The sequence below is a fragment of the Mycolicibacterium vinylchloridicum genome (assembly GCF_013404075.1).
Lineage (GTDB): Bacteria > Actinomycetota > Actinomycetes > Mycobacteriales > Mycobacteriaceae > Mycobacterium > Mycobacterium vinylchloridicum.
This window is the reverse complement of sequence record NZ_JACBJQ010000016.1, coordinates 117,536-143,101: the sequence shown is the minus strand read 5'-3', so window position 1 is coordinate 143,101 and position 25,566 is coordinate 117,536. Positions and strand designations below refer to the sequence as shown.

Annotated in this window: 22 protein-coding genes; 16 read left to right on the top strand and 6 right to left on the bottom strand. The window is 66.3% G+C overall.

Features of this window, described 5'->3' with window-relative positions:
* Window positions 1-1,465 (bottom strand): septum formation family protein (locus HPC46_RS15745; protein WP_233716442.1); only part of this gene is annotated, 1,465 nt, incomplete at its 3' end.
* A 120-nt stretch (window positions 1,466-1,585) separates the two neighbouring features.
* On the opposite strand from HPC46_RS15745, the gene serS reads away from it, so the two are divergent.
* A complete protein-coding gene (serS, locus tag HPC46_RS15740) occupies window positions 1,586-2,839 on the top strand; it encodes a serine--tRNA ligase (RefSeq protein WP_179471413.1) in 1,254 nt (417 codons plus the stop codon).
* The gene (locus tag HPC46_RS15735; protein ID WP_179471411.1) at window positions 2,836-3,654 is read left to right on the top strand and encodes a DUF5718 family protein; all 819 of its coding nucleotides are present in this window, start codon (window positions 2,836-2,838) and stop codon (window positions 3,652-3,654) included. The genes serS and HPC46_RS15735 overlap by 4 nt, the downstream gene beginning before the upstream one ends.
* Here the strand turns inward: HPC46_RS15735 and HPC46_RS15730 are convergent.
* Genes HPC46_RS15730 through HPC46_RS15720 form a run of 3 tightly spaced genes read right to left on the bottom strand, consistent with a single transcriptional unit; the run spans window position 3,651 to window position 6,331 of the window.
* A complete protein-coding gene (locus tag HPC46_RS15730) occupies window positions 3,651-4,433 on the bottom strand; it encodes an alpha/beta hydrolase (protein ID WP_179471409.1) in 783 nt (260 codons plus the stop codon). The genes HPC46_RS15735 and HPC46_RS15730 overlap by 4 nt on opposite strands.
* A 9-nt stretch (window positions 4,434-4,442) precedes the next feature.
* The gene (locus HPC46_RS15725) at window positions 4,443-4,784 is read right to left on the bottom strand and encodes a hypothetical protein (RefSeq protein ID WP_179471407.1); all 342 of its coding nucleotides are present in this window, start codon (window positions 4,782-4,784) and stop codon (window positions 4,443-4,445) included.
* Entirely contained in the window at window positions 4,781-6,331 is a 1,551-nt protein-coding gene (locus HPC46_RS15720) for a Rieske 2Fe-2S domain-containing protein (protein WP_179471405.1), read from the bottom strand. Before HPC46_RS15720 ends, HPC46_RS15725 begins: the two co-directional genes overlap by 4 nt.
* An 87-nt stretch (window positions 6,332-6,418) precedes the next feature.
* On the opposite strand from HPC46_RS15720, the gene HPC46_RS15715 reads away from it, so the two are divergent.
* Genes HPC46_RS15715 through HPC46_RS15705 form a run of 3 tightly spaced genes read left to right on the top strand, consistent with a single transcriptional unit; the run spans window position 6,419 to window position 8,759 of the window.
* A complete protein-coding gene (locus HPC46_RS15715; RefSeq protein WP_179471403.1) occupies window positions 6,419-7,195 on the top strand; it encodes a lysophospholipid acyltransferase family protein in 777 nt (258 codons plus the stop codon).
* Window positions 7,196-7,200: 5 nt separating this feature from the next.
* Complete coding sequence (locus HPC46_RS15710) at window positions 7,201-7,947, top strand: lysophospholipid acyltransferase family protein (RefSeq protein ID WP_179471401.1); 747 nt, start codon at window positions 7,201-7,203, stop codon at window positions 7,945-7,947.
* A complete protein-coding gene (locus tag HPC46_RS15705) occupies window positions 7,944-8,759 on the top strand; it encodes an HAD family hydrolase (protein WP_179471435.1) in 816 nt (271 codons plus the stop codon). The genes HPC46_RS15710 and HPC46_RS15705 overlap by 4 nt, the downstream gene beginning before the upstream one ends.
* A gap of 4 nt (window positions 8,760-8,763) precedes the next feature.
* Here HPC46_RS15705 and HPC46_RS15700 read toward each other — a convergent pair whose 3' ends face one another.
* A complete protein-coding gene (locus HPC46_RS15700) occupies window positions 8,764-10,407 on the bottom strand; it encodes an N-acetylmuramoyl-L-alanine amidase (protein WP_179471399.1) in 1,644 nt (547 codons plus the stop codon).
* Window positions 10,408-10,569: 162 nt separating this feature from the next.
* Complete coding sequence (locus HPC46_RS15695; protein WP_179471397.1) at window positions 10,570-11,499, bottom strand: hypothetical protein; 930 nt, start codon at window positions 11,497-11,499, stop codon at window positions 10,570-10,572.
* A gap of 246 nt (window positions 11,500-11,745) precedes the next feature.
* On the opposite strand from HPC46_RS15695, the gene glf reads away from it, so the two are divergent.
* The 11 genes from glf (at window position 11,746) to fadD32 (ending at window position 25,537) form a co-directional block, all read left to right on the top strand.
* On the top strand, window positions 11,746-12,993 hold the full coding sequence (gene glf / locus HPC46_RS15690) for a UDP-galactopyranose mutase (protein ID WP_179471395.1): 1,248 nt from the start codon (window positions 11,746-11,748) through the stop codon (window positions 12,991-12,993).
* Complete coding sequence (locus HPC46_RS15685; protein ID WP_179471393.1) at window positions 12,990-14,930, top strand: glycosyltransferase; 1,941 nt, start codon at window positions 12,990-12,992, stop codon at window positions 14,928-14,930. The genes glf and HPC46_RS15685 overlap by 4 nt, the downstream gene beginning before the upstream one ends.
* Window positions 14,923-15,480 carry a phosphatase PAP2 family protein gene (locus tag HPC46_RS15680; RefSeq protein WP_179471391.1) on the top strand — a complete coding sequence of 186 codons (558 nt, stop codon included), beginning with the start codon at window positions 14,923-14,925 and terminating at the stop codon, window positions 15,478-15,480. The genes HPC46_RS15685 and HPC46_RS15680 overlap by 8 nt, the downstream gene beginning before the upstream one ends.
* The gene (locus tag HPC46_RS15675) at window positions 15,477-16,391 is read left to right on the top strand and encodes a decaprenyl-phosphate phosphoribosyltransferase (RefSeq protein ID WP_179471389.1); all 915 of its coding nucleotides are present in this window, start codon (window positions 15,477-15,479) and stop codon (window positions 16,389-16,391) included. Before HPC46_RS15680 ends, HPC46_RS15675 begins: the two co-directional genes overlap by 4 nt.
* Window positions 16,369-18,372 (top strand): terminal beta-(1->2)-arabinofuranosyltransferase, encoded by a 2,004-nt coding sequence (zomB, locus tag HPC46_RS15670; RefSeq protein ID WP_407665507.1) that lies wholly within the window; start codon window positions 16,369-16,371, stop codon window positions 18,370-18,372. Before HPC46_RS15675 ends, zomB begins: the two co-directional genes overlap by 23 nt.
* 312 nt (window positions 18,373-18,684) lie before the next feature.
* Window positions 18,685-19,668: an esterase family protein gene (locus HPC46_RS15665; protein WP_179471387.1), complete on the top strand. Its 984-nt coding sequence runs from the start codon at window positions 18,685-18,687 to the stop codon at window positions 19,666-19,668.
* A 118-nt stretch (window positions 19,669-19,786) separates the two neighbouring features.
* Window positions 19,787-20,794 (top strand): esterase family protein, encoded by a 1,008-nt coding sequence (locus tag HPC46_RS15660; RefSeq protein ID WP_179471385.1) that lies wholly within the window; start codon window positions 19,787-19,789, stop codon window positions 20,792-20,794.
* A 157-nt stretch (window positions 20,795-20,951) separates the two neighbouring features.
* Window positions 20,952-21,839 (top strand): alpha/beta hydrolase-fold protein, encoded by an 888-nt coding sequence (locus tag HPC46_RS15655; RefSeq protein ID WP_407665506.1) that lies wholly within the window; start codon window positions 20,952-20,954, stop codon window positions 21,837-21,839.
* 82 nt (window positions 21,840-21,921) lie between these two features.
* Entirely contained in the window at window positions 21,922-22,368 is a 447-nt protein-coding gene (locus HPC46_RS15650; RefSeq protein WP_325096684.1) for a DUF732 domain-containing protein, read from the top strand.
* A 22-nt stretch (window positions 22,369-22,390) separates the two neighbouring features.
* Window positions 22,391-23,410 carry a carboxylesterase Culp6 gene (gene culp6, locus HPC46_RS15645; protein WP_179471383.1) on the top strand — a complete coding sequence of 340 codons (1,020 nt, stop codon included), beginning with the start codon at window positions 22,391-22,393 and terminating at the stop codon, window positions 23,408-23,410.
* Window positions 23,411-23,644: 234 nt separating this feature from the next.
* On the top strand, window positions 23,645-25,537 hold the full coding sequence (gene fadD32, locus HPC46_RS15640; RefSeq protein WP_179471381.1) for a long-chain-fatty-acid--AMP ligase FadD32: 1,893 nt from the start codon (window positions 23,645-23,647) through the stop codon (window positions 25,535-25,537).
* Window positions 25,538-25,566 lie beyond the last annotated feature (29 nt).

Genomic DNA, 25,566 nt, shown 5'->3' with positions numbered 1-25,566 from the left:
TGTTAGCTGTTGTGGTGTGCTGTGTCGTCTTTGTATGTCTCAGATGTATGAGACGGCAGGAGAGATAGCGGGTACTTGCGTGGTCTCTGTGATGAGGAGTAGCGATATAGGATGTGTGTGGTATTTGTGTGTGTGGATAGTGTTTTTTTTTTTTTAAAAGAAGAGGACGGAATACGTGTTGGCCTTTGGTCTGGGGGGCTGGCTGCTGCGGCGGGGCGCCCTCGGTGGGGGTGGGGGCAGCCGTCGAGGTGGGTGCCTGCGTCTGCTGCGGCGACTGTCCCGGCAGATGCTGGGTCTGGGTGGACTGCGTCGACTGGCTGGACTGGCCCGACTGGCTGCTGTCGCTGGTCGACGGCGAGTACTGCGTCGTCGGCACGCTGGGCAGCAGCGGGATCGACGGAAGGCTCAGCCGCTCTTGCGGAATGTCGGGCGGCGGGACCGGAGGCATCCCGTTGATCAGCAGCGCACCCTTGGCCGGGTTGATCAGCGTCGCCCAGCCACCGTTGCCCAGGGTGGCGCCGATACTGCAGGCCACCTGGTGGCTGCCCGCTGTCCAGCTCGGCAGCGAGATCGTGCTGTAGATGAGCGTCAGCGTGGTGGAGCGCAGCTGCACCGGTGCCAGATAAGCGTCAGTCATCCGGGTGCAGGCGTCCTTGATGAAGGCGTCCTGGTCGGCGTCCGAAGGCAGCCCGCCGGGAAACTTCTCCGCCAGGTTCACCGCGCCGGTGACCTCCATGGCGTGTGGTGCGCCGCAGTCGACCGGGACGTCGGTCGGCTGATTGGTGGGCGGGTCGATGCCCAGGCAGGTGCCGGCTGGCCAGACCTTGGACTGGTCGACCTCGGCCACCCGGCCCTTGAACTGGATCTGCTGCCCGTCGGGACCCGGCAGCTGCAGGCCGCACAGCATGCGCCGCTCGCCGTCCTGCTTCCAGGCCTTGTCGCCGGACCACAGCATGCTGATCGTGAACTTGCTGTTGGGATCGAACTTGTCGCCGAGGTAGCGCTCGACGGCGGGCTGGCACTGCTCGAGGCTGATCTGCTGGATTCGTGCGGCCGTGGGAGGTGCGGCGTCGGGTCCGTATTCGGTGCCCGGGTAGGTCCTCATGTCGACCGACTCGGCGACCTCGAAGCGGTGGTCGTTCTTGCAGTCGACGACGGTGGCCGCGTCGGGGTCCTTGCCGGGCCAGTTCAGGCAGTTGCCCGCCTTGGCGTTGGCGAACGCCTTTGTGCCCTTGGCGCCCGAAAGCGGGTCGGAGCCGGCGTAGCCGGCCAGCCGATCGTTGAAGCCGATTGGCAGGGCGGTGACGACACCGGCGATCAACAGGCCGCCGAGCGCGGTCAGCAGGAGCACCCGGCGGGTCGACGTGGCCGCAAAGGCGCCCAGAAACGTGCGCCGCGGCGCGCCCGTTTCGGGCAGCTCGGGCGTCGTGTCTTCACGCTCGGATAACTGCAACATCGAATCCATTGTGGCAGGCGCGCGCAGCCGTGTGACAAGTGATGCAGTTGTACTGTTATGGGGTTGTGCTGTGCGTTCTCCCCGGAGGGGCCGACGCGGGGGCCGACGGCAATAGCTAGGGTTGCGGGCGTGATCGACCTGAAACTGCTGCGCGACGACCCCGATGCGGTACGGCGGTCCCAGCTCAGCCGTGGTGAGGACCCAGGCCTCGTCGACGCCCTGCTGGACGCCGACGCGGCGCGCCGGGCGGCGATTTCGACCGCCGATTCACTGCGGGCCGAGCAGAAGGCCGCCAGCAAGAAGGTCGGTTCGGCGTCCCCGGACGAGCGGCCCGCCCTGCTGGAGCGGGCTAAAGAACTTGCCGCCCAGGTCAAGTCGGCTGAATCCGCGCAGACCCAGGCCGAGGCGGCCTTCGCGAGCGCGCACATGAGCATCCAGAACGTCATCATCGACGGGGTCCCGGCCGGCGGCGAGGACGATTTTGTCGTGCTCGACGTGGTGGGCCAGCCGCGGGACATCGAGAATCCGAAGGATCACCTCGAACTCGGCGAGGCGCTCGGGCTGATCGATATGGAACGCGGCGCAAAGGTGTCCGGCTCGCGGTTCTATTTCCTGACCGGGCGCGGAGCGTTGCTTCAGCTGGGCCTGCTGCAGCTGGCGGTACGGGTGGCGACCGAGAACGGCTTCACGCTGATGATCCCGCCGGTGCTGGTGCGTCCCGAGGTGATGGCAGGCACCGGATTCCTCGGCGCCCACGCCGAGGAGATCTATCACCTCCCCGAGGACGACCTCTACCTTGTCGGGACCTCGGAGGTGCCGCTGGCCGGCTATCACTCCGACGAGATCCTCGACCTGTCCGGCGGTCCGCTGCGTTACGCCGGCTGGTCGTCGTGCTTCCGGCGCGAGGCAGGCAGCTACGGCAAGGACACCCGCGGCATCATCCGGGTGCATCAGTTCGACAAGGTGGAGGGCTTCGTCTACTGCCGCCCCGACGAAGCCGAGGCTGAACACCAGCGGCTGCTGGGCTGGCAGCGCCAAATGCTCGAGCTCATCGACGTGCCCTACCGGGTGATCGACGTGGCCGCCGGAGATCTCGGTTCCTCCGCGGCCCGCAAATTCGACTGCGAGGCATGGGTTCCCACTCAACAGGCCTATCGTGAGTTGACCTCGACGTCGAACTGCACGACGTTCCAGGCCCGCAGGCTGGCCACCCGATACCGCGACGAGAACGGCAAGCCGCAGATCGCGGCGACGCTCAACGGCACGCTGGCCACCACCCGGTGGCTGGTCGCGATCCTGGAAAATCATCAACAGCCAGACGGCAGTGTGCGCGTTCCCGCCGCCCTGGTGCCTTACGTCGGGGCGGAGGTCCTGCAACCGTGATCGAACTCGACCTCGACGAGGTCAAGAGCTGGTTTGGCTTCGGCGTCGCCGGAAACTTCGCCGGCCATCTCGAACAAGCCGGTGAGGCAGTCGATTTCGTCAACGTCGCCAGCGAGGGTGTCGCACCCAAGGGTATTTTCCCCTGGTACGCGCCCGGTCACGACAGCTTCCTGGGGGAGTTCCCGCTCTCGCACGATGCGCTCATGGTGCCGACCGAGGGCTCCGACGATGGGGGCCCGCTCAATCTGCAGATCGAGCCCGAGGTCGGCCTGGCGTGCGACGTGGTGTGGGAGGGCGACACCGTCGTCACGCTGCGGCCGTTCGCGCTCGGTGCGTTCAACGACTGCTCGATCCGCCGGCCCAACGCACCCAAGATCAGCTACAAGAAGAACTGGGGCCCGTCATCCAAAGGCGTTGCGCACCAATTCTTCGATATCAGTGATCTCACCCCGGACGGACCGACCGCGACGCTGCGGCTGCTGTGCCACCTGCGCACCGCCGACGGCGTGCACCACGAGTACGGGGTGGACAGCCCGCTGCTGGGCTACTCGTACTACGGCGAGGTGCTGCTCGACTGGATCGTGGAGCGGCTGGCCAACCAAAAAGGTTCGCCCGACACGCCTTTGGAGGATGTCGGCGCACTGATGGTGGCATCCGGCCGTCCGGAGAAGGTGCTGATCGGCATCGGCGCGACGCGCTACACCAAGCTGGGCGAGTCGACGTATCTGCAGCCCGGTGACGAGGCGATCGTGCGGGTCTACGACACCGCCAGCGACGCGGCTTCCGAACTGCGCCAACTGGTCTGGCAGCCCTAGATCCCCAACCCCGCCAGCCAGGCCTGGATCCGTTCGGCGACCAGGGGCCAGCCGGGCTCCAGCATCATGTTGTGTCCCATACCGCTGAATATCTCGGCCTGGGTGCCGTAGTCGCGGGCTGTCGCATGCACTGCCCGGGTGCTGACCGCCCGGTCTTCTGCGCCGCCGAGAACCAGCAGGGGTGTGGTGACCTGGTCGGGTTGAAGCCGCATGTGCAAGCCGCCGCCGTGGTGGCTCTCGGCCTGCAGGCGCTCTGCACATGCCGCGACGACGGATTCTGGTGTGTCATCACAGAAGAAGTGTTCGCGCGCAAGCCGGGGCGTATTGACCAGATCTGCGACCGTGCCCCCGGTGTACGAACGAAACGACAGCGTCGGATGGCGGCGCATGATGCGGAAGGCCACCGCAGCGCGACCCGCAGACCGCGACGGCAGTGACGCCATCAACACTGCCGCCGGGGCGTCATGCTGCTCGAGATATTTCTGCACGACCAGCCCGCCCATCGAATGTCCGACGACCGCTGGGCTGGCGCCGAGCTGGGCCGCCGCGGCAGCGACGTCGTCGACGTAATCGGCGATCGTGCACGACTTCAGCGGTGTCGGCGAACCGCTTCCGGCGTGTCCACGCAGGCTCACCGCAGCAGCGAGAAATCCCCGCCCCGCGAAGAAATCCAGGAAGTTGTCCGCCCAGCACCATGCACCGTGCCAGCCGCCGTGGACGAACAGCAGCGGCGTCGGGTGCGCGGCGGTGCCGGCACCCTTGGTGAGCACCTCGAGCATCCGCTGAGCTTAGGCGCCGCCGAGTAGCTCATCGAGCACCTTGACAAACTCCCGCGGCCTCACCGGCGTGAACGCCGGGCTCGGCTGGGTGCCCGGCACATCGAGGGTGACCAGCGTCGACTTGATCGGCCGGTAGATGTCCAGCGGCAGCCAGCGCCGCAGGTCTGAACTGCCCCAGAGCCGGAAGCGCTGCATCCACAATCCCAGTGGCTCGGCCTTGTACCCCTTGATCGACTGCAGCGGGATCACCTTCGCGGTGCCCGACGGAAAGTGGTAGCGCCGCAACGTCAGTGCGAACCGGTCCAGCTGAACCAGGCCGTCGTCGTAATACTGCTGCGGTGGCGCGGTCATTGCCGGGAGCACCGCAATTCGTGTCCCTTGGTGGTCAGGCATCGCCCGGTCTCCAGGTTCCACTGCCAGCCGTGCAGATTGCATGTCAGCGTCGAACCCTCGACCACACCAAATTTCGACAAGTCTGCCTTCAGGTGCGGGCAGCGTCGCTGCATCGTCCAGCCATCCAGCGTCACGTCGGAAGTGTCGTCGTGCGCCTCGGCGAACCAACCGTCGGCGTAGGCGATCCGTTCATCGGTCAGGCACTTGAAGAACGTGTACAGGTACTCGTTGTACCCGCCGACCCGCCACGCCCGGAACCGGGTAGACAGGAAGATGGTGTTGACCCAGTCGGGCTCGTCATCGCGGAGCACCGTCCGCACCAGTTCGGGTGCGATCTCGAAGCCGTAGCGAAATTTCTCATCCGCAATCGGATCCCGCACAGCGCGTTTCGGAAAGTCCAAAACGATGGTCTCCGGACCCAGCCGCAGCTCCACCGCATAGCCGATGCCGTCGCAGATCTGGTCGCTCTGCAACATGATCGGCTCGAATTTGGCCCGCAACGGCTCCAGCAGCGACTCGCCGGCTGCCGGCGCCCACCTGGCCTTCTCCGCGGCAAGGACCGGCGCCATCCGCTCGGCGTATGCCTCGATGTAGTCCGCTTTACCGGTGGTGAAGATCGCCTCCGCGTCGGCCGTCGACACCGGGTGTGTCAGCGAATCCAGTTGTGTGCCAGTGAATTCAGCAACTGAGCCGGGGATCATCAGCAGCCCGCCGTCGTTGCCGTTGCGCCGCATCTGCTCGAGGAAGACCATCTGGTCGGGGAAGATGTTGGCGGGGTCGCCATGATCGTCGTTGAGATCTCGCAGCGCGGGGTCCAGGAAGCACGGCGGCCCGGCCGACGGAATCACCCACGTCGCACCGACATCCGAGATGAACTGCCGGCAGCGATCCATGCCGCGCTGACGCTTCTGCGTCCCGAAAGACTCCTTCGCGCGCGCCGGCATGTCGTAGACCATCGGATACCAGATTGCGCCCGAGTACTGCAGCATGTGCACGTCGATGTGCCCGAATGCTTCGGCCAGCACGTCGACGGCCAGCGGCCGCGAGTCGTTCATGTTGAATACCGTCGTGGTGCCGTCGGAGACGATCAATCCGGAGTCGCCGATCGGCCCGTCGGCCGGTGCTCGCAGCGCGACGATCATGATGTCGAGCTCGCCCTTGGGGCCGCTGATTCGATGTTTGACCGAGTCGGCGGTTTCGTAGAACCGGTGGAAGCCCACCTTCTCGAGTTCGCGCCGCAGGTCGGGGACCGGAAAGTCCGGCAGCAGAACGACGGCGTCTTTGTTCACGTACTCGGCGAGCAGCTTCGGATCGAAGTGGTCCTTGTGCAGGTGCGAGACGTAGAGGTAGTCGCAGTCGCCGATGGCTGCCCAGTCCAGGGTGCTGTTGTCGGGGAAGACGAACCACGAGGCGAAATAAGCGGGGTTCAGCCACGGGTCGCACAGGATGCTCCCCGCCTGGGTGTCGATCCGAAAACCGGCGTGGCCGATGCTGGTGACCTGCACGAATTCCCTTTCCCCTGGTCGCTGCACCCCACCCGAGCTTAGCGGTCCCCCGACGCCGCGGAATGTCAGCGGGCTAGGCTGACCGCTGTGGAACCGGTATACGGGACTGTCATCCAGCTCGCCCGCCTGACCTGGCGTGTGCAGGGGCTGAAGTTCACCGTGACCGGCGTCGAGAACCTGCCTGTCACCGGTGGGGCGGTCATCGCCATCAACCACACCAGCTATTTCGACTTCACTTTCGCCGGCCTGCCTGCCTATCTGCAGCATCGCGGTCGCAAGGTCCGGTTCATGGCCAAGCAAGAGGTGTTCGACGCCAAGGTCACCGGCCCCATCATGCGCAGCCTGCGGCACATCCCGGTGGACCGCGAGAGTGGCGCCGCCTCCTTCGACGCGGCCTGCCTGGCGCTGAAGGCCGGCGAGCTCGTCGGGGTATATCCGGAGGCGACGATCAGCCGCAGCTTCGAACTCAAGGAATTCAAGTCCGGCGCGGCACGCATGGCGATTGCCGCCGACGTGCCGATCATCCCGCACATCGTGTGGGGTGCTCAGCGGATCTGGACCAAGGGTCATCCCCGCAAGATGTGGCGGCCGAGGGTGCCGATCTCGATCGCGGTCGGCGAGCCCATCCCGCCGACCCTGCCGGCCAACGAGCTCACCGCACTGCTGCACTCGAGAATGCAGCACCTGCTCGAGAAGGTGCAGGACAGCTACGGCCCGCACCCCGCAGGCGAGTTCTGGGTGCCTCACCGCTTGGGCGGCGGCGCACCGACATTGGCCGAAGCCTCCGTCTTGGAAGCTGCCGAAGCCGCGGAGAAAGCGGCCAAACGAGCGCAGCGCGGTGATCCGCCGGGTCCAGCGGGGTAGTACCTATGGAACCCGTTTTCCGCACCCTGGAAGTCGTCGCCGCGTTGGCGGTCAGGGCCGCGGGGACCAAGATCAGCTTCGAGGGCCTCGAGAACCTGCCGGCACGCGGTGGTGCCGTGATCGCGATCAACCACACCAGCTATATCGACTTCCTGCCGGCTGCGCTGGGCACCCGGGCGCGCAAACGCCGGATCCGGTTCATGATCAAGGCCGAAATGCAGGACATCCGGATCGTGAATTTTCTGATCAAGCACACCAAAACCATCCCGGTGAATCGGCGGGCCGGCGCGCAGGCCTACGCCGAGGCGGTCCGTGCGCTGAAAGCCGGTGAGTTCGTCGGGGTCTACCCCGAGGCGACGATCAGCCGGGCCTTCGTTCTCAAGGACTTCAAGAGCGGCGCCGCACGCATGGCATTGGAGGCGCAGGTGCCGATCATTCCGTGCATCGTGTGGGGAGCCCACCGGGTATGGACAAAGGATCACCCGAAGCAGCTGCGCCGCAACAAGATTCCGTTCACCGTTAGGTTCGGCCCGCCGCTCCCGCCGCGTGGGACCGCCGTCGAGCTCGAAGCCGAGCTCCGTGACAAGATGGGTACGATTCTGCACGACGTACAGCTGGCCTACCCGCATCCGCCCGGCGTGTATTGGGTTCCCGAGGTCCTCGGCGGCGCAGCCCCGAGCCCGGACGAGGCCAAGAGACTCGATGAGGCCGAGCTGGCCGAGCGCGCGCGCCGGGCAAAGGAGCACCACTGATGCTTCCGGCGCTGATCGCCACCGATGTGGACGGCACGTTGCTCGACGACGACGAGCGGATCACGCCGCGTACCCGCCGAGCGGTGCGCGCGGCGGTGGCCTCCGGTGTCCAGTTCGTCTTGGCGACGGGCCGCCCGCCGCGGTGGGTGTCCCCGGTAGTCGAGGCGCTGGGCTTTGCGCCAATGGCGGTGTGTGCCAACGGCGCAGTGATCTACGACTCCGAGAACGACCGCATCATCTCCGCGCGCACACTGAGCGTCGACATGCTCACCGAGCTCGCCGAGATCGCCACCCGGGTGATTCCGGGAGCAGGCCTGGCGGTCGAACGGATCGGCCGCACCGCGCATGACTCGGCAACGCCGCAGTTCGTCAGCTCGCCCGGTTACGAGCACGCCTGGCTGAATCCGGACAACACCGAGGTCTCGATCGAGGATCTGCTCAGCGCGCCCGCGGTGAAGTTACTGATCCGCAAGTCCGGCGCGCGCAGTTCCGATATGGCTGCCGAACTTGTCAAACACATTGGGATACAGGGCGATATCACTTACTCCACCAACAACGGCCTGATCGAGATCAATCCGCTCGGCACCAGCAAGGCCACCGGTGTCGAAGAGGTCGCGCGGCCGTTGGAGATCACCGCCGAGGATGTTGTCGCCTTCGGCGACATGCCCAACGATGTACCGATGTTGCGGTGGGCCGGCCATGGCGTCGCGATGGGCAATGCCCACCCGGATGCGGTCGCCGCCGCCAACGAGGTGACGGCGTCCAACGCCGAGGACGGGTTGGCCCGGGTTCTCGAACGCTGGTGGCTGTAAAGGCCTAACTGGCCGGCGCTTCCAGCACCGGGTTCGACGCGCGGCTGAAGCGCTCCAGCTGAACGGGCGGCCCGTCGGCCGGCGGCGGTGGCATCACCAGTGTCAGCGCGTCCACCACTCGCAAGACGTTGTGTGTCTGTCGGTCGAAGTTCAGGGTGCCGTGCTGGAAGTTCTGCACGATCCACTCCGGCTCCTGGATCTCGCCGCTGGTCGGCAAGCCCAGGGCGCCGCGCTCGTAACCCAGCGATGCCCAGGCCTCGTAGATCGCGCCGGTCAGTGGTTGGGCTTCGGTGGTCGGCGACCAATAGATGGCGCCGTGCTCGAACGTCACGTACCGCGCGGTGCCGTCGCCGGATGCCTCCGGTGACGTCGGCGCCCCGAGTGGTCCGTTACTGCCGCCCATGGACTCCCATTTGGCGAAGATGGCGCCGCCGCGCAGCGACTCGAGAAGGTCTGGTGGCCGGTTGAATCGTGCTGCGATGTCGCGGATTTGACCGAGCGCGGCATAGCCGGCGTTGCCCGGGCACTCGGTGTTGCCCACGTCGCGGTGGGCGAAGATCGTCGGCAGTGTGGGAGTGGACCCGCCCGAGAAGAAGGTGTAGCCGCCACCGGCCGACCGCAGCATCACGGTGCCCAGCGGATTCACCCGATCCAGACCGAGTCGCCAGCCGAGCAATCTGCCGACCGTGCGTACCAGGATGTCGGTCGGTGGCACGTCCTCGAAGTCGCCGAGCATTGCCACGCCCCACACGTCGGTATTGAAACCTCCTGTATGCGAGCCGAGTACGTCCTTGGTGATACCGCCGGCACGGCCTTCGAATACTTGGCCGTACTTGTCTACCAGTGCGTTGTAGGCGATGTCGCACCAACCCAGGATGCGGGTGTGATAGGCGTAGATCGACCGGATGATCTCGGCCGAGTCTTCTGGTGCATAGTCGTTGCTACCGGCGGTGTGGTGCACCACTGCCGCGCGAATCCCATTGCCGTAGGCGGTATTACCACAGCGCATGTGTTCGTCGGCGCCCCACTGGGAGCGGCTGATGATGTTCGGCGGTTGACCCGGCCCCAGTGCTGCGGTCGGGAGCTGCCACTGCGAGTCGACGGGCGCCTTGGGCGGGGTGATCAGCACGGCCGAGATGTTCTGTGCGAACGGCTGTTCGGCGGTGGCTGGGACGTAGCCGAGTTCCTTGCCCGCGTCGAGTCCGGTTTCGGGCGGCGCGCTGGTGAGCGCGGCGTTGGCCGGACGGGTGACCGCGATCTGCACCGAGGTCGTGGTGCCCACGAACACCGGATCGGTGCCGCGCGGTCCGCCACCCTGGGTGTCGTCGGCGTTGGACTCCAGGGTCTCCGCGTCGTACCACGGGCCCCAGCTGCCGTCCGCTCGCTTGGCGCGCACCCGGGCCGACGTTCCGGTGAGGTCGGTACCCGTCAACGCCACCATGGAGAACGGTGTCGGCTGGCTGATTTCGCGGATCGTCTCACCGCCACCGAGTCCGGTCAGTGGCTGCTGGGACAGAACGGTGTCCGCGGCGTTGGGCCCGTCGTTGTGTTCGGCACCCGGCACTCCGGTGACCGCCCACGGCAGGATGACGACGGTCGCCGCGATTGCGGTGAACACGATCGACGGCGCGGGTCGACGGGACAGCACAAGGCGATGTTACGTATGTGCCCTCTGATACCACTGTTTCGACACGGGCCAGTGTGAAGAAAGTGATACTTGGGACCTGCAACGGCACCGCAGGGGCCTCTCCGGGTTCACTGACCTGACGGCGTGACCCACCCTGCGGTGCCGTTCCGACGCAGGTCTGTATTAACCGGCCGGGGCTGCCGCTGCCGCGGGGGTAGCGGCGGCCGCCGTCGAGGCGCCTTGAATCGCCTGGGTGATCGACGGCATGACTACGCCCTTGAGCAGATCGATCGCCTGTCCGACGCCGAGCTGGTTGGCGGCGCTGCTCAGGTCGCTGATGATCCCGCCGGATGCGGCCGGCGTGCTGGGCATGGCCAGCGAGGGATCACCGAGGATCGGGTAGGTCCCGTTCACCGGGCCCAGCGGGGCGCTGATCGGCTGCTCGTTGGGCAGGCCGAGTCCGGTCGCCGACGGGCTGGTCAGCCCGGGTGTCGACAACGACGGGGTGCCCGCACCGAGCTGGGGAGTGGTCAGGGCCGGGTTGGTCAGCCCAGGATCGGTCAGCGAGGCCGAGGCCGACGGCACGGTGAGCCCCGGTGTGGTCACGCTCGGCGTGGTCAGGCCAGGTGTGGTCAGGCCAGGTGTGGTCAGGCCAGGCGTGGTCAGGCCAGGCGTGGTCAGGCCGGGCGTGGTCAGGCCGGGCGTGCTGACACTCGGCGTGGTCAGCCCGGGTGTGGTCAGGCCGGGTGTGGTCAAGCTCGGGGTGGTGAGCCCCGGCGCCGTCAGGCTCGGCGTGGTGAGGCCGGGCGCGGTCAGGCTGGGGGTCGTCAACGTCGGGCCGGCCTGGGCAGGCTGGGCTCCGGCGGGGCTCAGGCCCGTCGGCAGCGGCGGCAGGTTGATCCCGAACTGCGACAGACCCTGCTGCAGCGCGGACATGATTTCGTTCGGCAGGTCGGTCACCACGGCGGCGCGGACGAACTCGCGCTGCTCGGGTGCCTTCTGTGGGGTAGCGGTCAGTTCGACCACGCCAATAGCGGCAATAGGACTTGCGACGGCCAATGCGGCGACTGCGCTCATGGCTGTCGAGAGCTTGCGTCGACGGCTGTTAGGCACCGAAGTCTCCTCAATATCTAGACAACGTTCGTGTCTGAACTACTTCATGGGACCCCGGAACCGGCCGAACGCCGAGTCTGAAGCCAACGTGATTGATGGTACGAGTGAGACTGTTGTGACAGAAGTGACGATGCGGAATCGTGAGCCAATTGCGACCTGGATTCGTTACGAGCCTGCTTGATTCCCCGCTGGCGCATGGGCTTGCGATGCGGGTCACACCGCCCAGGTCCGATAACCTAGGCCCCGATGAGCACTTCAGACTCCCGGGTCGCTCCGCTCCCGCCCGCCGACCCAGATTCCCGCCCCTTCGACCTCTTCGTCGTCGGCTCCGGCTTCTTCGGCCTGACCATCGCCGAGCGGGTGGCCAGTCAGCTCGGTAAGCGTGTGCTTGTCGTCGAGCGCCGGTCGCACATCGGCGGTAACGCCTATTCCGAGCCCGAGCCGCAGACCGGCATCGAGATCCACAAGTACGGCGCGCACCTCTTCCACACCTCGAACAAGAAGGTATGGGACTACGTCCGCCAGTTCACCGACTTCACCGGATACCAGCACCGGGTGTTCGCCATGCACGGCGGGCAGGCCTACCAGTTCCCGATGGGCCTGGGGTTGGTGGCGCAGTTCTTCGGCAAGTACTTCACGCCCGACGAGGCTCGCCGGCTCATCCAGGAGCAAGCCGCTGAGTTCAAGACCGACGAGGCCGCCAACCTCGAAGAGAAGGCGATCTCGCTGATCGGCCGCCCGCTGTATGAGGCGTTCGTCAAGGGCTACACCGCCAAGCAGTGGCAGACCGACCCCGCCGAGCTCCCCGCGGCCGTCATCAACCGGCTGCCCGTTCGCTACAACTTCGACAACCGCTACTTCAACGACACCTACGAGGGTCTGCCGGTCGAGGGTTATACGAAGTGGCTGGAGAACATGGCGGCTGACGACCGTATCGAGGTCCGGTTGGATGCCGACTGGTTCGACGTCCGCGACGCCCTGCGGGCGCAGAACCCGGACGCTCCTGTCGTGTATACCGGCCCGCTGGATCGTTATTTCGACTACGCCGAGGGCCGGTTGGGTTGGCGCACCCTGGATTTCGAGCTGGAAGTGCTTCCCACCGGTGATTTTCAGGGCACGCCGGTGATGAACTACAACGACCTCGACGTGCCGTACACCCGTATCCACGAGTTCCGTCATTTCCATCCCGAGCGCGACTACCCGACCGACAAGACCGTGATCATGCGGGAGTTCTCCCGGTTCGCCGCCGCCGACGACGAGCCGTACTACCCGATCAACACCGAAGCCGACCGTGCACTGCTGGCCGCCTATCGGACCCGGGCGCGGGAGGAGACCTCCGCGGCGAAGGTGCTCTTCGGTGGCAGGCTGGGCACATACCAATACCTGGACATGCACATGGCGATCGCCAGCGCCCTGAGCATGTACGACAACGTCCTGGCTCCACACCTTCGCGACGGGGCGCCGCTGACCGTGACTGAAAGCAGCACAGAATGAGCGAGATTCCCTCCGGCCCGATCGCGGCCGGTGAAACCAAGGCGGTCAGCCTGCTGTCGCGGGTGATCCTCCCGCGACCGGGTGAACCCCTCGACGTCCGCAAGCTCTACATCGAAGAGTCGGACACGAACGCGCGCCGGGCGCATGCGCCCACCCGCACCACACTCGAGATCGGCGCGGAGTCCGAGGTCTCGTTCGCGACATACTTCAACGCCTTCCCGGCCAGCTACTGGCGGCGCTGGTCGACGCTGGAGTCGGTGGTGCTGCGGGTCGAGCTGACCGGTTCGGCGCGCGTCGACGTCTACCGCTCGAAGGCCACCGGCGCCCGGATCACGGTCGGTGGCACCGAAGTCAGCAGCCCCGACGCGACGACGCCGACATCGGCTGAGTTCGAGATCGACCTCGCCCCCTTCGAAGACGGCGGCTGGATCTGGTTCGACATCACCACCGACAGCAACTCGACGGTGCGCAGCGCGGGCTGGTATGCCCCCGTGCCCGCCCCGGGCCGGGCCAGCGTCGCCGTCGGCATCCCGACGTTCAACCGGCCCGCCGACTGTGTCAATGCGCTGGCTGCTCTGACGTCGGATCCGCTGGTGGACAACGTGATCACTGCGGTCATCGTGTCCGATCAGGGAACCCGGAAAGCCAAGGATCATCCGGGGTTCGAGGCCGCTGCCGCAGCACTGGGTGCGCGCCTGTCGATTCACAACCAGCCCAACCTCGGTGGGTCCGGTGGGTACAGCCGGGTGATGTACGAAGCACTGAAAAACACTGACTGCGAACAGATCCTGTTCATGGACGACGACATTCGCGTCGAGCCCGATTCGATACTGCGGGCGCTGGCGCTCAACCGGTTCGCCAAGACGCCGACCCTGGTCGGGGGTCAGATGCTGAACCTGCAAGAGCCGTCGCACCTGCACGTCATGGGTGAGATGGTGGCCGCCGAGAACTTCATGTGGACGAACGCGATCAACACCGAGTACGACCACAACTTCGCCAAGTACCCCCTCAATGACGAGGAGAGTGAACGCAGTCGTCTGCTGCACCGCCGCATCGACGTCGACTACAACGGCTGGTGGATGTGCATGATCCCGCGGCAGGTCGCCGAGGAACTCGGGCAGCCGCTGCCGCTGTTCATCAAGTGGGACGACGCGGATTACGGCCTGCGGGCCGGCGAGCACGGCTATCCCACCGTCACCTTGCCCGGTGCGGCGATCTGGCACATGGCCTGGAGCGACAAGGACGACGCGATCGACTGGCAGGCCTATTTCCACCTGCGGAACCGCTTGGTGGTGGCCGCCATACACTGGGACGGCAACGTCCGGGGTCTGATCGCCAGCCACATGAAGGCTACGCTCAAACACCTTCTCTGCCTTGAATATTCGACTGTCGCCATCCAGAACAAGGCGATGGATGACTTCCTCGAAGGGCCTGAGCACATCTTCAGCATCCTGGAATCGGCTCTGCTCGAGGTGCGCGAGATGCGGTCGCAGTACCCCGACGCTGTCGTGCTGCCCAGTGCGACCACCCTGCCCACGCCGTCGGACAAGCGGTGGCGCAAGACCGTCAGCATCCCCACCAACCCGCTGTCGATCTCGTGGCGACTCGCCCGCGGCGTGGCTCATCAGCTCACGCCGCACCATCCGGTGCACCACGAACGCCCGCAGATCAATGTCGCAACCCAGGACGCCCGCTGGTTCTCGCTGTGCCGGGTCGACGGCGTCACCGTCACCACCGCCGACGGCCGCGGCGTGGTCTACCGGCAGCGCGACCGCACGAAAATGTTTGCGCTGCTGCGTGCTTCGGCGCGCCGCCAGTTGCGTCTGGCCAGACAGTTCAACCGCATGCGCAGGGTCTACCGACAGGCGCTGCCGGTACTGTCCAGCAAGGAGAAGTGGGAAACGGTGCTGCTCGAGAACTCCACAGCCGATGCCTGACGGCAGCGTGTCGGAGCCGGTCGCGCCACCGGCGAGCGGCGAGGTCGCCGTCCTGGTCGCGGTCCAGTCCGCGCTGGGCAAGCCCCCGGTGATCGAGGTGGCCCGGTTGATGTCGCATTTCGGTGAGCACGCTCAAGGCTGGATGGCGGTGTCGGCGCTGGGCGCACTGGCCATGCCGAAGCGCCGCCGCGACTGGGCGCTGGTGGGCATCGGCGCGGTGATCGCACATGCCGCCGCGATCGCGATCAAGTTGGTGGTGCGCCGCAAGCGGCCCCACCACCCGGCGGTTGCGGTCAACGTCGGCACGCCCAGTGCGCTGAGCTTTCCCTCCGCCCACGCCACTTCGTCGACCGCCGCGGCTATGCTGCTGAGCCGGGCCACCCGGTCACGGCTGCCGTTGGCAGTGATCCCCGCGATGGCCCTGTCGCGGCTGGTGCTCGGCGTGCACTATCCGACCGACGTCGTTGCCGGGGCGGCAGTCGGCGCCGTCGTCGCGCGGACGGTCGGCTGTTTCGCCTCACCGCAGAAGGAGACGCTGAAGCGCCCATGAGTGAGGAAGCGAAACCGGTCACCGGGCCGCCGAGCAATCTGTTCGTCGGCGTCATCAAGGCCATCCGCCCCCGCCAGTGGGTCAAGAACCTGCTCGTGCTGCTCGCCCCGATCGCGGCGCTCGGCGGCAACGTGGAATACGACTACAAAGAGGTCGCGGTCAAGATCCTGATCGCGTTCGCCGCGTTCTCACTGGCGGCCTCCTGCATCTACCTGGTGAACGACTCGCGTGACGTCGAGGCCGACCGTCAGCATCCGACCAAACGGTTCCGCCCGATCGCCGCCGGCGTGGTCCCCGAATCGCTGGCGTACGCGTTGGCCGTCGTGCTGGGCGTCGGTGCGCTCGCGCTCTCTCTGCTGGCCTCGGTGAATCTGCTCATCGTGATCGGCGTGTACATCGCTATGCAGCTCGCATACTGCTTCGGGCTCAAACATCAAGCGGTGCTGGATATTTGCATCGTGTCGTCGGCATACTTGATTCGGGCGATCGCCGGTGGCGCGGCGGCGGGCATCCCGCTGTCGCAGTGGTTCCTGCTGGTGATGACCTTCGGCTCGCTGTTCATGGTGGCCGGAAAGCGTTATGCCGAACTGCAACTCGCTGAGCGCACCGGTGCCAAGATCCGCAAGTCACTGGAGAGCTATACCGCCTCCTACCTCCGGTTCGTCTGGACGGTCGCGGCCACCGCGATGGTGGTCTGCTACAGCCTGTGGGCCTTCGAGCGAGACGGCGCCAATGCGTCGTGGTATGCGGTCACGATCATTCCCATCACCATCGCGATCCTGCGGTACGCCGTCGACGTCGACGGTGGACTGGCCGGTGAACCCGAGGACATCGCGCTGAAGGATCGGGTGCTGCAGCTGCTGCTGCTGGCGTGGATCGGGACCATCGGTGCAGCGATCGCCTTCAGTTGACGGACTGACTCCCGAATCCAACCCGGCCGAGGCCGGGCCGCTGAAATTGCCGTGGGCGCCGGCATTTCCGTTGCGTCCGCTGGCGCGCGTGACCCTGTGGCTCAGCGTTGTCGTGGTCGCCTGGTTGTGGGCCTGGGGGGCCTGGCAACGGCGCTGGATCGCTGACGACGGTTTGATCGTGCTGCGCACGGTGCGCAATCTTCTGGCCGGCAACGGGCCGGTGTTCAATGCCGGTGAGCGGGTGGAGTCCAACACCTCAACGCTGTGGACCTTCCTGAACTATTTCGGGGCACTCGTCGGCGGCCCGGTGCGCCTGGAGTACGTCGCGCTCGCGCTGGCGCTGGGCTTGTCCGTAGCCGGAGTGGTGCTCGTGATGATCGGCACCGCAAGGCTATTCGCGCCCCGACTGCAAGGACGCCCGGCGCTGCTGCTGCCCGCGGGCGCGCTGGTCTACATCGCAATCCCACCCGCGCGTGACTTCGCCACCTCGGGCCTGGAGAACGGCCTCGTGCTCGCCTGGCTGGGCCTGCTGTGGTGGATGATGGTGGCCTGGTCGCAAGCGCCCCGACTTGACCGCACCGGCCCGGTCTTCACCGCGGCGCTGGCCTTCGTCGCCGGCCTGAGTGTGCTGGTGCGTCCCGAACTAGCCCTGGTTGGCGGGCTGGCCCTGGTGATGATGCTCGTCGCGACCCGCGGCTGGCGGGCCCGGCTCCTCATCGTGGTCGCCGGCGGCCTGTTCCCGGTGGGCTACCAGATCTTCCGGATGGGTTATTACGGGCTGCTCTTTCCACAGACCGCGCTGGCCAAGGATGCCTCCGGCGACAAGTGGGCGCAGGGCCTGATCTACCTGGCCAACTTCGACAAGCCCTACGCGCTGTGGCTGGCCGCGCTGTTGGTGATCGCGCTCGCCGCGGTCGTGGTGGCCGCCCGCGACACCCGGGGCCCGCAGGCCTCCCACGCCACCGGCCGGTGGGCCCGCCGAGTCCAAAGCCCGACTGCCGTCGTCATTTTCATGCTCGTCAGTGGTCTGATTCAGGGTCTGTACTGGATTCGGCAGGGCGGCGATTTCATGCACGGTCGGGTCTTGCTGACGCCGGTGTTCTGCTTGCTGACTCCGATCGCGGTGATTCCCGTCGTGCTTCCCGACTCGGTCAGCTCGGCGCGAGACCGCGGCGTCGTTCTCGCGGGCGCGAGCGCTGCGCTCTGGCTGGGGATCGTCGGCTGGTCGCTGTGGGCGGCGAACTCACCGGGCATGGGTCCGGACGCCACCCGGGTCACGTATTCGGGCATCGTCGACGAACGCCGGTTCTACTCCCAGGCCACCGGGCACGCGCATCCGCTGACCGCCGCCGACTACCTGGACTATCCGCGGATGCGCGCGGTCCTGACCGCGATCAACAACACGCCCGACGGCGCGCTACTGCTGCCGTCAGGCAACTATGACCAGTGGGATGTGGTCCCCGCCTACCCGCCGCCACCACCACCGCCCGGCGTGTCGATGGACACCTGGCGTCGCCAAATAGCCCCTCACACAGTGTTTTTCACCAACCTTGGGATGCTCGGCATGAATGTCGGGCTGGACGTCAGGGTGATCGACCAGATCGGGCTGGCGAACCCGATAGCGGCGCACACCGCGCGCCTGAAAGACGGCCGCATCGGCCATGACAAGAACCTGTTCCCGGATTGGGCCGTTGCCGAGGGCCCCTGGCTCAAGGAACATCCCTACGTCCCGCCTTATCTCGACGAGGGCTGGATAACAGAGGCCGGCGTCGCACTGGGCTGCCCGGAGACCGAGGCGATGCTGAACTCCATCCGGGCGCCGCTGGGTATCCGGCGGTTCGTGTCAAACGTGATGCATGCGTTGGAATTCACCCGTTATCGCATCGATCGGGTGCCTCAGTACGAGCTGCTGCGCTGCAATCTGCCCGAGCCGCCGCTGAAGGGCACGCCGTACACCGGCCTGCCGGCGACAGGCCCCTAGCGCAACTGACGAGGGCGTCAGTTGTTGATGTGGGGCCACTGTGAGCCGAGTGCAACCTGTTGTGCGTGGAGCGAAAGTTCTTGGAGCTCAGGTAAACTGTGGTCGATATCTCACCGCAGTGGGGTTTGGTGCAGCAGGTTTCCTGATTCCGGGGCCGACCCGGTAGCTTAGTTTGCCAGCCGGGCTCTAACCGGTAACGCTGCGGTCAGATCGCGGCGATACACAGTCCAGTGTGACAACGCTTGGCCTACCACCGTCAAAGTCGACAGCGGTTGCGCCACGTGAGTGAACGAATGATGAGTTGAGCAACCGATGGTTCGTGCTGTGAGAGCCTCCCTCACCGCCGTCCTGCTGCTCGCCGCGCTGGCGACAGTCTCAGGCGTGATGCCGAAGGCGCATGCCTTTTCGCGGGACGGTCTTCCGGTGGAGTACCTCGACGTGTACTCGCCATCGATGAGCCGCAATATCCGCGTCCAGTTCCAGGGCGCCGGAGCCGCTGGGCCGGCGACATCGGGCCCGAGCTCGAAAGCGGTCTATCTGCTCGACGGTCTGCGTGCCCAGGACGACTACAGCGGCTGGGATATCAACACGCCGGCATTCGAGTGGTTCTACGACACGGGCGTCTCGGTGGTGATGCCCGTCGGCGGCCAGTCCAGCTTCTACAGCGACTGGTACTCGCCGTCGAGTTTCAACAAGCAGCCCTACACCTACAAGTGGGAGACATTCCTCACCAGTGAGCTGCCGCAGTGGCTGGCCGCCAACAGGCAGGTTTCGCAAACCGGCAACGGTGTGGTCGGCCTGTCGATGTCGGGTGGCGCCGCGCTGATCTTGTCGGCCTATCACCCGCAGCAGTTCATCTACGCGGCCTCGCTGTCGGGATTCCTGAATCCCTCGTCCCTGCTCATGCAGCAGGCCATCCGGGTGGCCATGCTCGACGCCGGCGGCTACAACGTCGACAACATGTGGGGCGCACCGTGGGATCCCGCGTGGAAGCGCAACGACCCGCTGGTGCAGGCCGCCACCATCGCCCGCAACGGCACCCGGCTGTGGATCTACTGCGCGCCCGGCGGGCAGACCGCTCTGGACACGGGCGCCGACCCGGGCCAGGCATTGAGTGCCAGCAGCCTGGAGTCGATGGCGATGGCGAGCAACAAGGCTTTCCAGGCTGCCTACACCGCGGCCGGAGGCACGTCGGCGACGTTCGATTTTCCACCGTCCGGCAACCACTCGTGGCCGTACTGGGGAGCCCAGCTGGCGGCACTAAAACCCGACCTCATCGCCACGATCAACCGGTGAGAAGGCGGTCACGATGACATCTGTAGAAGAGGAACGATCAGGCCACATGTGGTTGACTACCAGGGCACGGCTGCCCTTGATCGCATGCGGTGCGGCACCCAAAAAAGGATGGAAATAAATGAAGTTCGTTGAGAAGTTGCGTGGCGTTTGGCTGCGCCGGCTGACGGTCGCTACCGCGGCCGCCGCTGTGCTGCCCGGCCTGATCGGCGTCGTCGGCGGCTCCGCAACGGCGGGAGCATTCTCCAAGCCCGGCCTGCCGGTCGAGTACCTCGAAGTGCCGTCTGCAGGCATGGGACGCGACATCAAGATCCAGTTCCAGAGTGGTGGGCCCAACTCTCCGGCGGTCTACCTGCTCGACGGTCTGCGGGCCCAGGATGACTTCAACGGCTGGGACATCAACACCCCGGCGTTCGAGTGGTACTACCAGTCCGGCCTGTCGGTGATCATGCCGGTCGGTGGCCAGTCCAGCTTCTACTCCGACTGGTACAAGCCGGCGTGCGGCAAGAACGGCTGCTCCACCTACAAGTGGGAGACGTTCCTGACCCAGGAGCTGCCGGCGTATCTGGCCGCCAACAAGGAGGTCAAGCCGACCGGTAGCGCGGCTGTCGGTCTGTCGATGGCCGGGTCGGCCGCGCTGACGCTGGCGATCTACCACCCCGAGCAGTTCCCCTACGCCGCGTCGCTGTCGGGCTTCCTGAACCTGTCCGAGGGCTGGTGGCCGATGCTGGTCAACATGTCGATGGGCGACGCCGGCGGCTACAAGGCCAACGACATGTGGGGTCCGACCGAAGACCCGAACAGCGCCTGGAAGCGCAACGACCCGATGGTGCAGATGCAGACGCTGATCAACAACAACACCCGCATCTGGATCTACTGCGGCGACGGTAAGCCGTCCGATCTGGACGCCGGCACCAGCTCCGGCAACCTGTTCAACGCGAAGTTCCTGGAGAGCTTCACGCTGCGGACCAACAAGACGTTCCGCGACACCTACCTGGCCAAGGGCGGCACCAACGGGGTCTTCAACTTCCCGGCCAACGGCACCCACCAGTGGAACTACTGGGGCCAGCAGTTGCAGCAGATGAAGCCCGACATCCAGCGCGTACTCGGCGCCACGCCGACCGCCTGATCGGCGCGTACGTCAGTAGTCGACTGAGCCCAACGGCGGCGACCTTCGGGTCGTCGCCGTTGGCGTATCCGGACCATCGCCAGTAAGCGGTGTGATTCACTACGGTTGCAGGTGGGCGGGGCTACGTACGTAAACGAGTCGACTTGAGGTGACCATGATGAGTGTGTCGGGCCTGTTCCGGGGAGTCTGTGCCGCAGTTCTGGCGCTCAGTCTGTGGGGTGCGACGGCGCCGGTTTCTCATGCCGCCGACGTGGAGTACTTGATGGTGCCCTCTGGTGCGATGGGCCGCGACATCCCGGTGGCGTTCATGGGCGGTGGCCCGCATGCGGTGGTGCTGCTGGACGCGTTCAATGCCGGCGATCCGGTGAGCAACTGGGTGACCGCGGGTAATGCGTTCAACACCCTCGCCGGTAAGGGCATCTCGGTGGTCGCACCCGCCAGCGGCGCGTTCACCCTCTACACCAACTGGGAAGCCGACGGCACCCGGCAGTGGGAGACCTTCTTATCCGATGAGCTGCCCAACTGGCTGGCGGCCAACAAGGGCCTGGCACCGGGCGGGCACGCGATCGTCGGCGCCGCTCAGGGCGGCACCGGCGCCTTGATGGAGGCGACGTTCCACCCCGACCGCTACCGCTACGCGGGGTCGATGTCGGGCTTTTTGACCCCGTCGAACACCTTCCTCAATGGCGCGATCACGGCCGGTATGAACGAGTTCGGCGGGGTGAACACCCAGGCGATGTGGGGGGCCGCGCAGCTGGGCCGGTGGAAGTGGCACGACCCCGACGTGCACGCCCAGCTGCTGGTCGACAACAACACCCGGCTGTGGATCTTCAGCCCCCAGACGCTGACCTGCAGTGACGTGCCGGCCATGATCGGCTACTGCGATCAGGCCCAGGGCAGCAACCGCACCTTCTACGCCCACTACCGTTCACTGGGCGGCCGCAACGGCCACTTCGACTTTCCGGCCGGCGGTAACCACGACTGGGGCAACTGGTCGGCTCAGCTGGCGGCGATGTCGAACGACGTTGCGGCAGCCATCAAATAGGTCACAACTGCGGACGAACTGTTAACTATCCGCAATCCTTTGGAGCTCTAAGGGCCGTACGGCCAGCCGGTACCGTGGAGACGTGCAGCGCTCGTTCGTGATCGGCCTCCTGGCCTCTACGGCCTGGCTGATGGCGGCCTGCAGTTCCGGCGAGGACCTGGTGACCACCGCCCCGCCGGCCCAGACCCACGGCGCCGTGCACGGCCAGGGCGCAGTGCTGGGCCCCGATGTCGACCTGCAGTCCACCAATCTCAACGTCACGCCGGCGCAGCGCGCGTTCCTCGACGCGCTCTCCGCCGCGGGCGTGCACCCGTCGAGCGAGCTGGAAGCATTGAGCATCGGCTCCCACGTCTGCCAGGCCCACGCGGCCGGTCAAAGCGATCAGGCAGTCTGGGACTACATCACGCCCATGGTGCGCAGCGACGTCAGCGATTCGGGTACGCCGGCATCGCCGCACACCGCCCCAGAGCCGCAGGTGACCCAGGCCACCGCCGACTACATCCGGATCGCTACCCAGCGGCTCTGCTGACAGGAAGACAACGCCCCTTTCCATGGCTCGAAACTCCCGGACCATTGCCCGGCGTCGACGTCACCGCATCCTCGGCCTGATCGCCGCCGGTGCGATGGCCGTCGTCGTCGCTCTCGTCGTCGCCATCATCGTCATCGTCGTGCGGCGCCCGGAATCGCCGCCGTCGGCCGTGCCGCCGACCGCGCTCCCGCCGACCAGTTCACCCGGGGCCGCCAAACCACGGCCGGAGTTCCAGGACGCCAGCTGCCCGGACGTCATGACCGTCGTCGTTCCCGGCACCTGGGAATCGTGGCCGACCGACGACCCGCTGAACCCGACCCAGTTCCCGCTCTCGCTGCTCGGCAATGTCTCCCGGCCGCTCTCCGCCCAGTTCGGCCGAGACCGGCTGGAGGTCTACACCGTCCCCTACACCGCGCAGTTCCATAACCCGCTGTCGTCGGACAAGCAGATGTCGTACAACGACAGCCGCGCCGAGGGCACCCGGGGTGCGGTCCAGGCGATGACCGACATGAACAACCGCTGCCCGCTGACCAGCTATGTCCTGATCGGCTTCTCGCAGGGCGCGGTGATTGCCGGTGACATCGCCAGCGACATCGGCAATGGGCGCGGTCCGGTCGACGAGGATCTGGTCCTCGGCGTGACGCTGATCGCCGACGGCCGCCGCCAGACCGGCGTCGGGCAGGAAATCGGCCCGAACCCGCCCGGCCAGGGGGCCGAGATCACGCTGCACGAGCTGCCGGCGCTGTCCGCGATAGGCCTGACGATGACCGGCGAGCGCCCCGGTGGATTCGGTGCGCTGAACAACCGCACCAACGAGATTTGTGCGGCCGGTGACCTGATCTGCGCGGCACCGCAGGAAGCGTTCAACATCACCAACCTGCCGAGCACGCTGGACGTGCTGGCCGGCGGCGCCGGACAACCGGTGCACGCGTTGTACAACACCCCGCAGTTCTGGAACCTCGACGGCCAAACCTCCACGCAGTGGACGCTGAACTGGGCGCAGAACCTCATCGAGAACGCGCCGCACCCGAAACATGGCTGACGTGGACGCGCCGGTGGTCATGATTTGGCCGCTGCCGCTACTACGCCTAACATTAAGAAGAAAATAAGAGCTGCACGCGCCGATGGCGCCCCGGTCATCTTCGTCCCAGTCAGGGCGAAGATGGCTCTGTACGATCTGGAGGTTTGGGGCCCGCGACGCAGGGCGACCGGTGGCGCGATGTCATGCGCGGCCGCCGCAGGGCCCGACACAGATGTGTTCTGACAGGAGATTGGTATGCCGTTCCACAATCCGTTCATCAAGAACGGCCTGATCACCTTCCCCGAGGGCGCCAGCGTGGTCAAACACGTGGAGCGCTGGGCCAAGGTCCGCGGTGACAAGATCGCCTACCGCTTCCTGGACTTCTCCGTCGAGCGCGACGGTGTCGTCCGTGAACTCACCTGGGCCGACTTCGGGGCCCGCAACCGCGCCGTCGCCGCCCGGCTGCAGCAGGTCACCCAGCCCGGGGACCGGGTCGCCATCCTGTGCCCGCAGAACCTCAACTACCTCGTCGCCTTCTTCGGCACCATGTACTCGGGCCGTATCGCTGTCCCGCTGTTCGACCCCTCGGAGCCCGGGCACGTCGGCCGGTTGCACGCGGTGTTGGACGACTGCGGCGCATCCGCGATCTTGACCACCACCGATGCTGCCGAAGGTGTCCGCAAGTTCTTCCGCAGCCGCCCCGCCAAGGAGCGGCCCCGCGTGATCGCGGTGGATGCGATTCCCGACGAGGTCGGGGCCACCTGGGAGCCTTTCAACGCCGTCGACGAGAGCACCATCGCCTACCTGCAGTACACCTCCGGCTCCACCAGGATCCCCAGCGGTGTGCAGATCACCCACCTGAACCTGGCCACCAACGTGGTGCAGGTGATCGAGGCACTCGAGGGTGAGGAAGGCGACCGGGGCGTTTCCTGGCTCCCGTTCTTCCACGACATGGGCCTGGTCACCGCACTGCTGCCGGCGATGATCGGTCACTACTTCACGTTCATGACCCCCGCGGCGTTCGTCCGCAGGCCCGGCCGCTGGATCCGTGAGCTGGCCTACCGGGAGGGCGACACCGGAGGCACCATCTCGGTTGCCCCGAATTTCGCGTTCGACCACGCCGCTGCGCGCGGGGTGCCCAAAGACGACGAAGAGCCGTTGGATCTGTCCAAGGTCAAGGCCATCCTCAACGGCAGCGAGCCGATCTCGGCCGCCACCGTGCAGCGGTTCAACGATGCGTTCAGCCCGTTCGGCTTCCAGCCCAAGGCCATCAAGCCGTCCTACGGCCTGGCCGAGGCGACCCTGTTCGTGTCGACCACACCGTCGGCCGAAGAGCCGAAGATCGTCTCCGTCGACCGCGACCAGCTCAACAGCGGCGCGTTCGTCGTCGTGCCCGATGATTCGCCGACGGCGGTGGCGCAGGCCTCGGCGGGCAAGGTCGGCGTCGCCGAATGGGCGGTGATCGTCGACAACGACACCGCCACCGAGCTGCCCGACGGCCAGATCGGCGAGATCTGGATCAGCGGCCAGAACATGGGCACCGGCTACTGGAACAAGCCCGACGAGACCGTCGCGACGTTCCAGAACATCCTCAAGTCGCGGACCAGCCCGTCGCATGCCGAGGGTGCCGCCGATGAGGCGACCTGGGTGCGCACCGGCGACCTCGGCGCGTTCCACGACGGCGAGCTCTACATCACCGGCCGGGTCAAGGACCTGGTGATCATCGACGGCCGCAACCACTACCCGCAGGACCTGGAGTACTCGGCGCAGGAGTCCACCAAGGCCGTGCGCACCGGTTTCGTTGCGGCGTTCTCGGTGCCCGCCAACCAGCTGCCCGACGAAGTGTTCGACAACGCGCATGCCGGACTCAAGCGCGACGCCAACGACAGCTCCGAGCAGCTGGTCATCGTCGCCGAGCGTGCGCCGGGTTCGCACAAGATGGAGCTGGGGCCGATCTCCGACGACATCCGCGCGGCCATCGCCGTTCGCCACGGTGTGACGGTGCGCGACGTGCTGCTCACGCCGGCGGGGGCCATCCCGCGAACCTCGAGCGGCAAGATCGGTCGCCGAGCCTGCCGGTCGGCCTATCTGGACGGCACCCTGCGCAGCGGGAAGGTGGCCAATGCCTTCCCCGATGAATCGGAATGACGACCGAAGCAAGTTCTCAAGCGACGAAG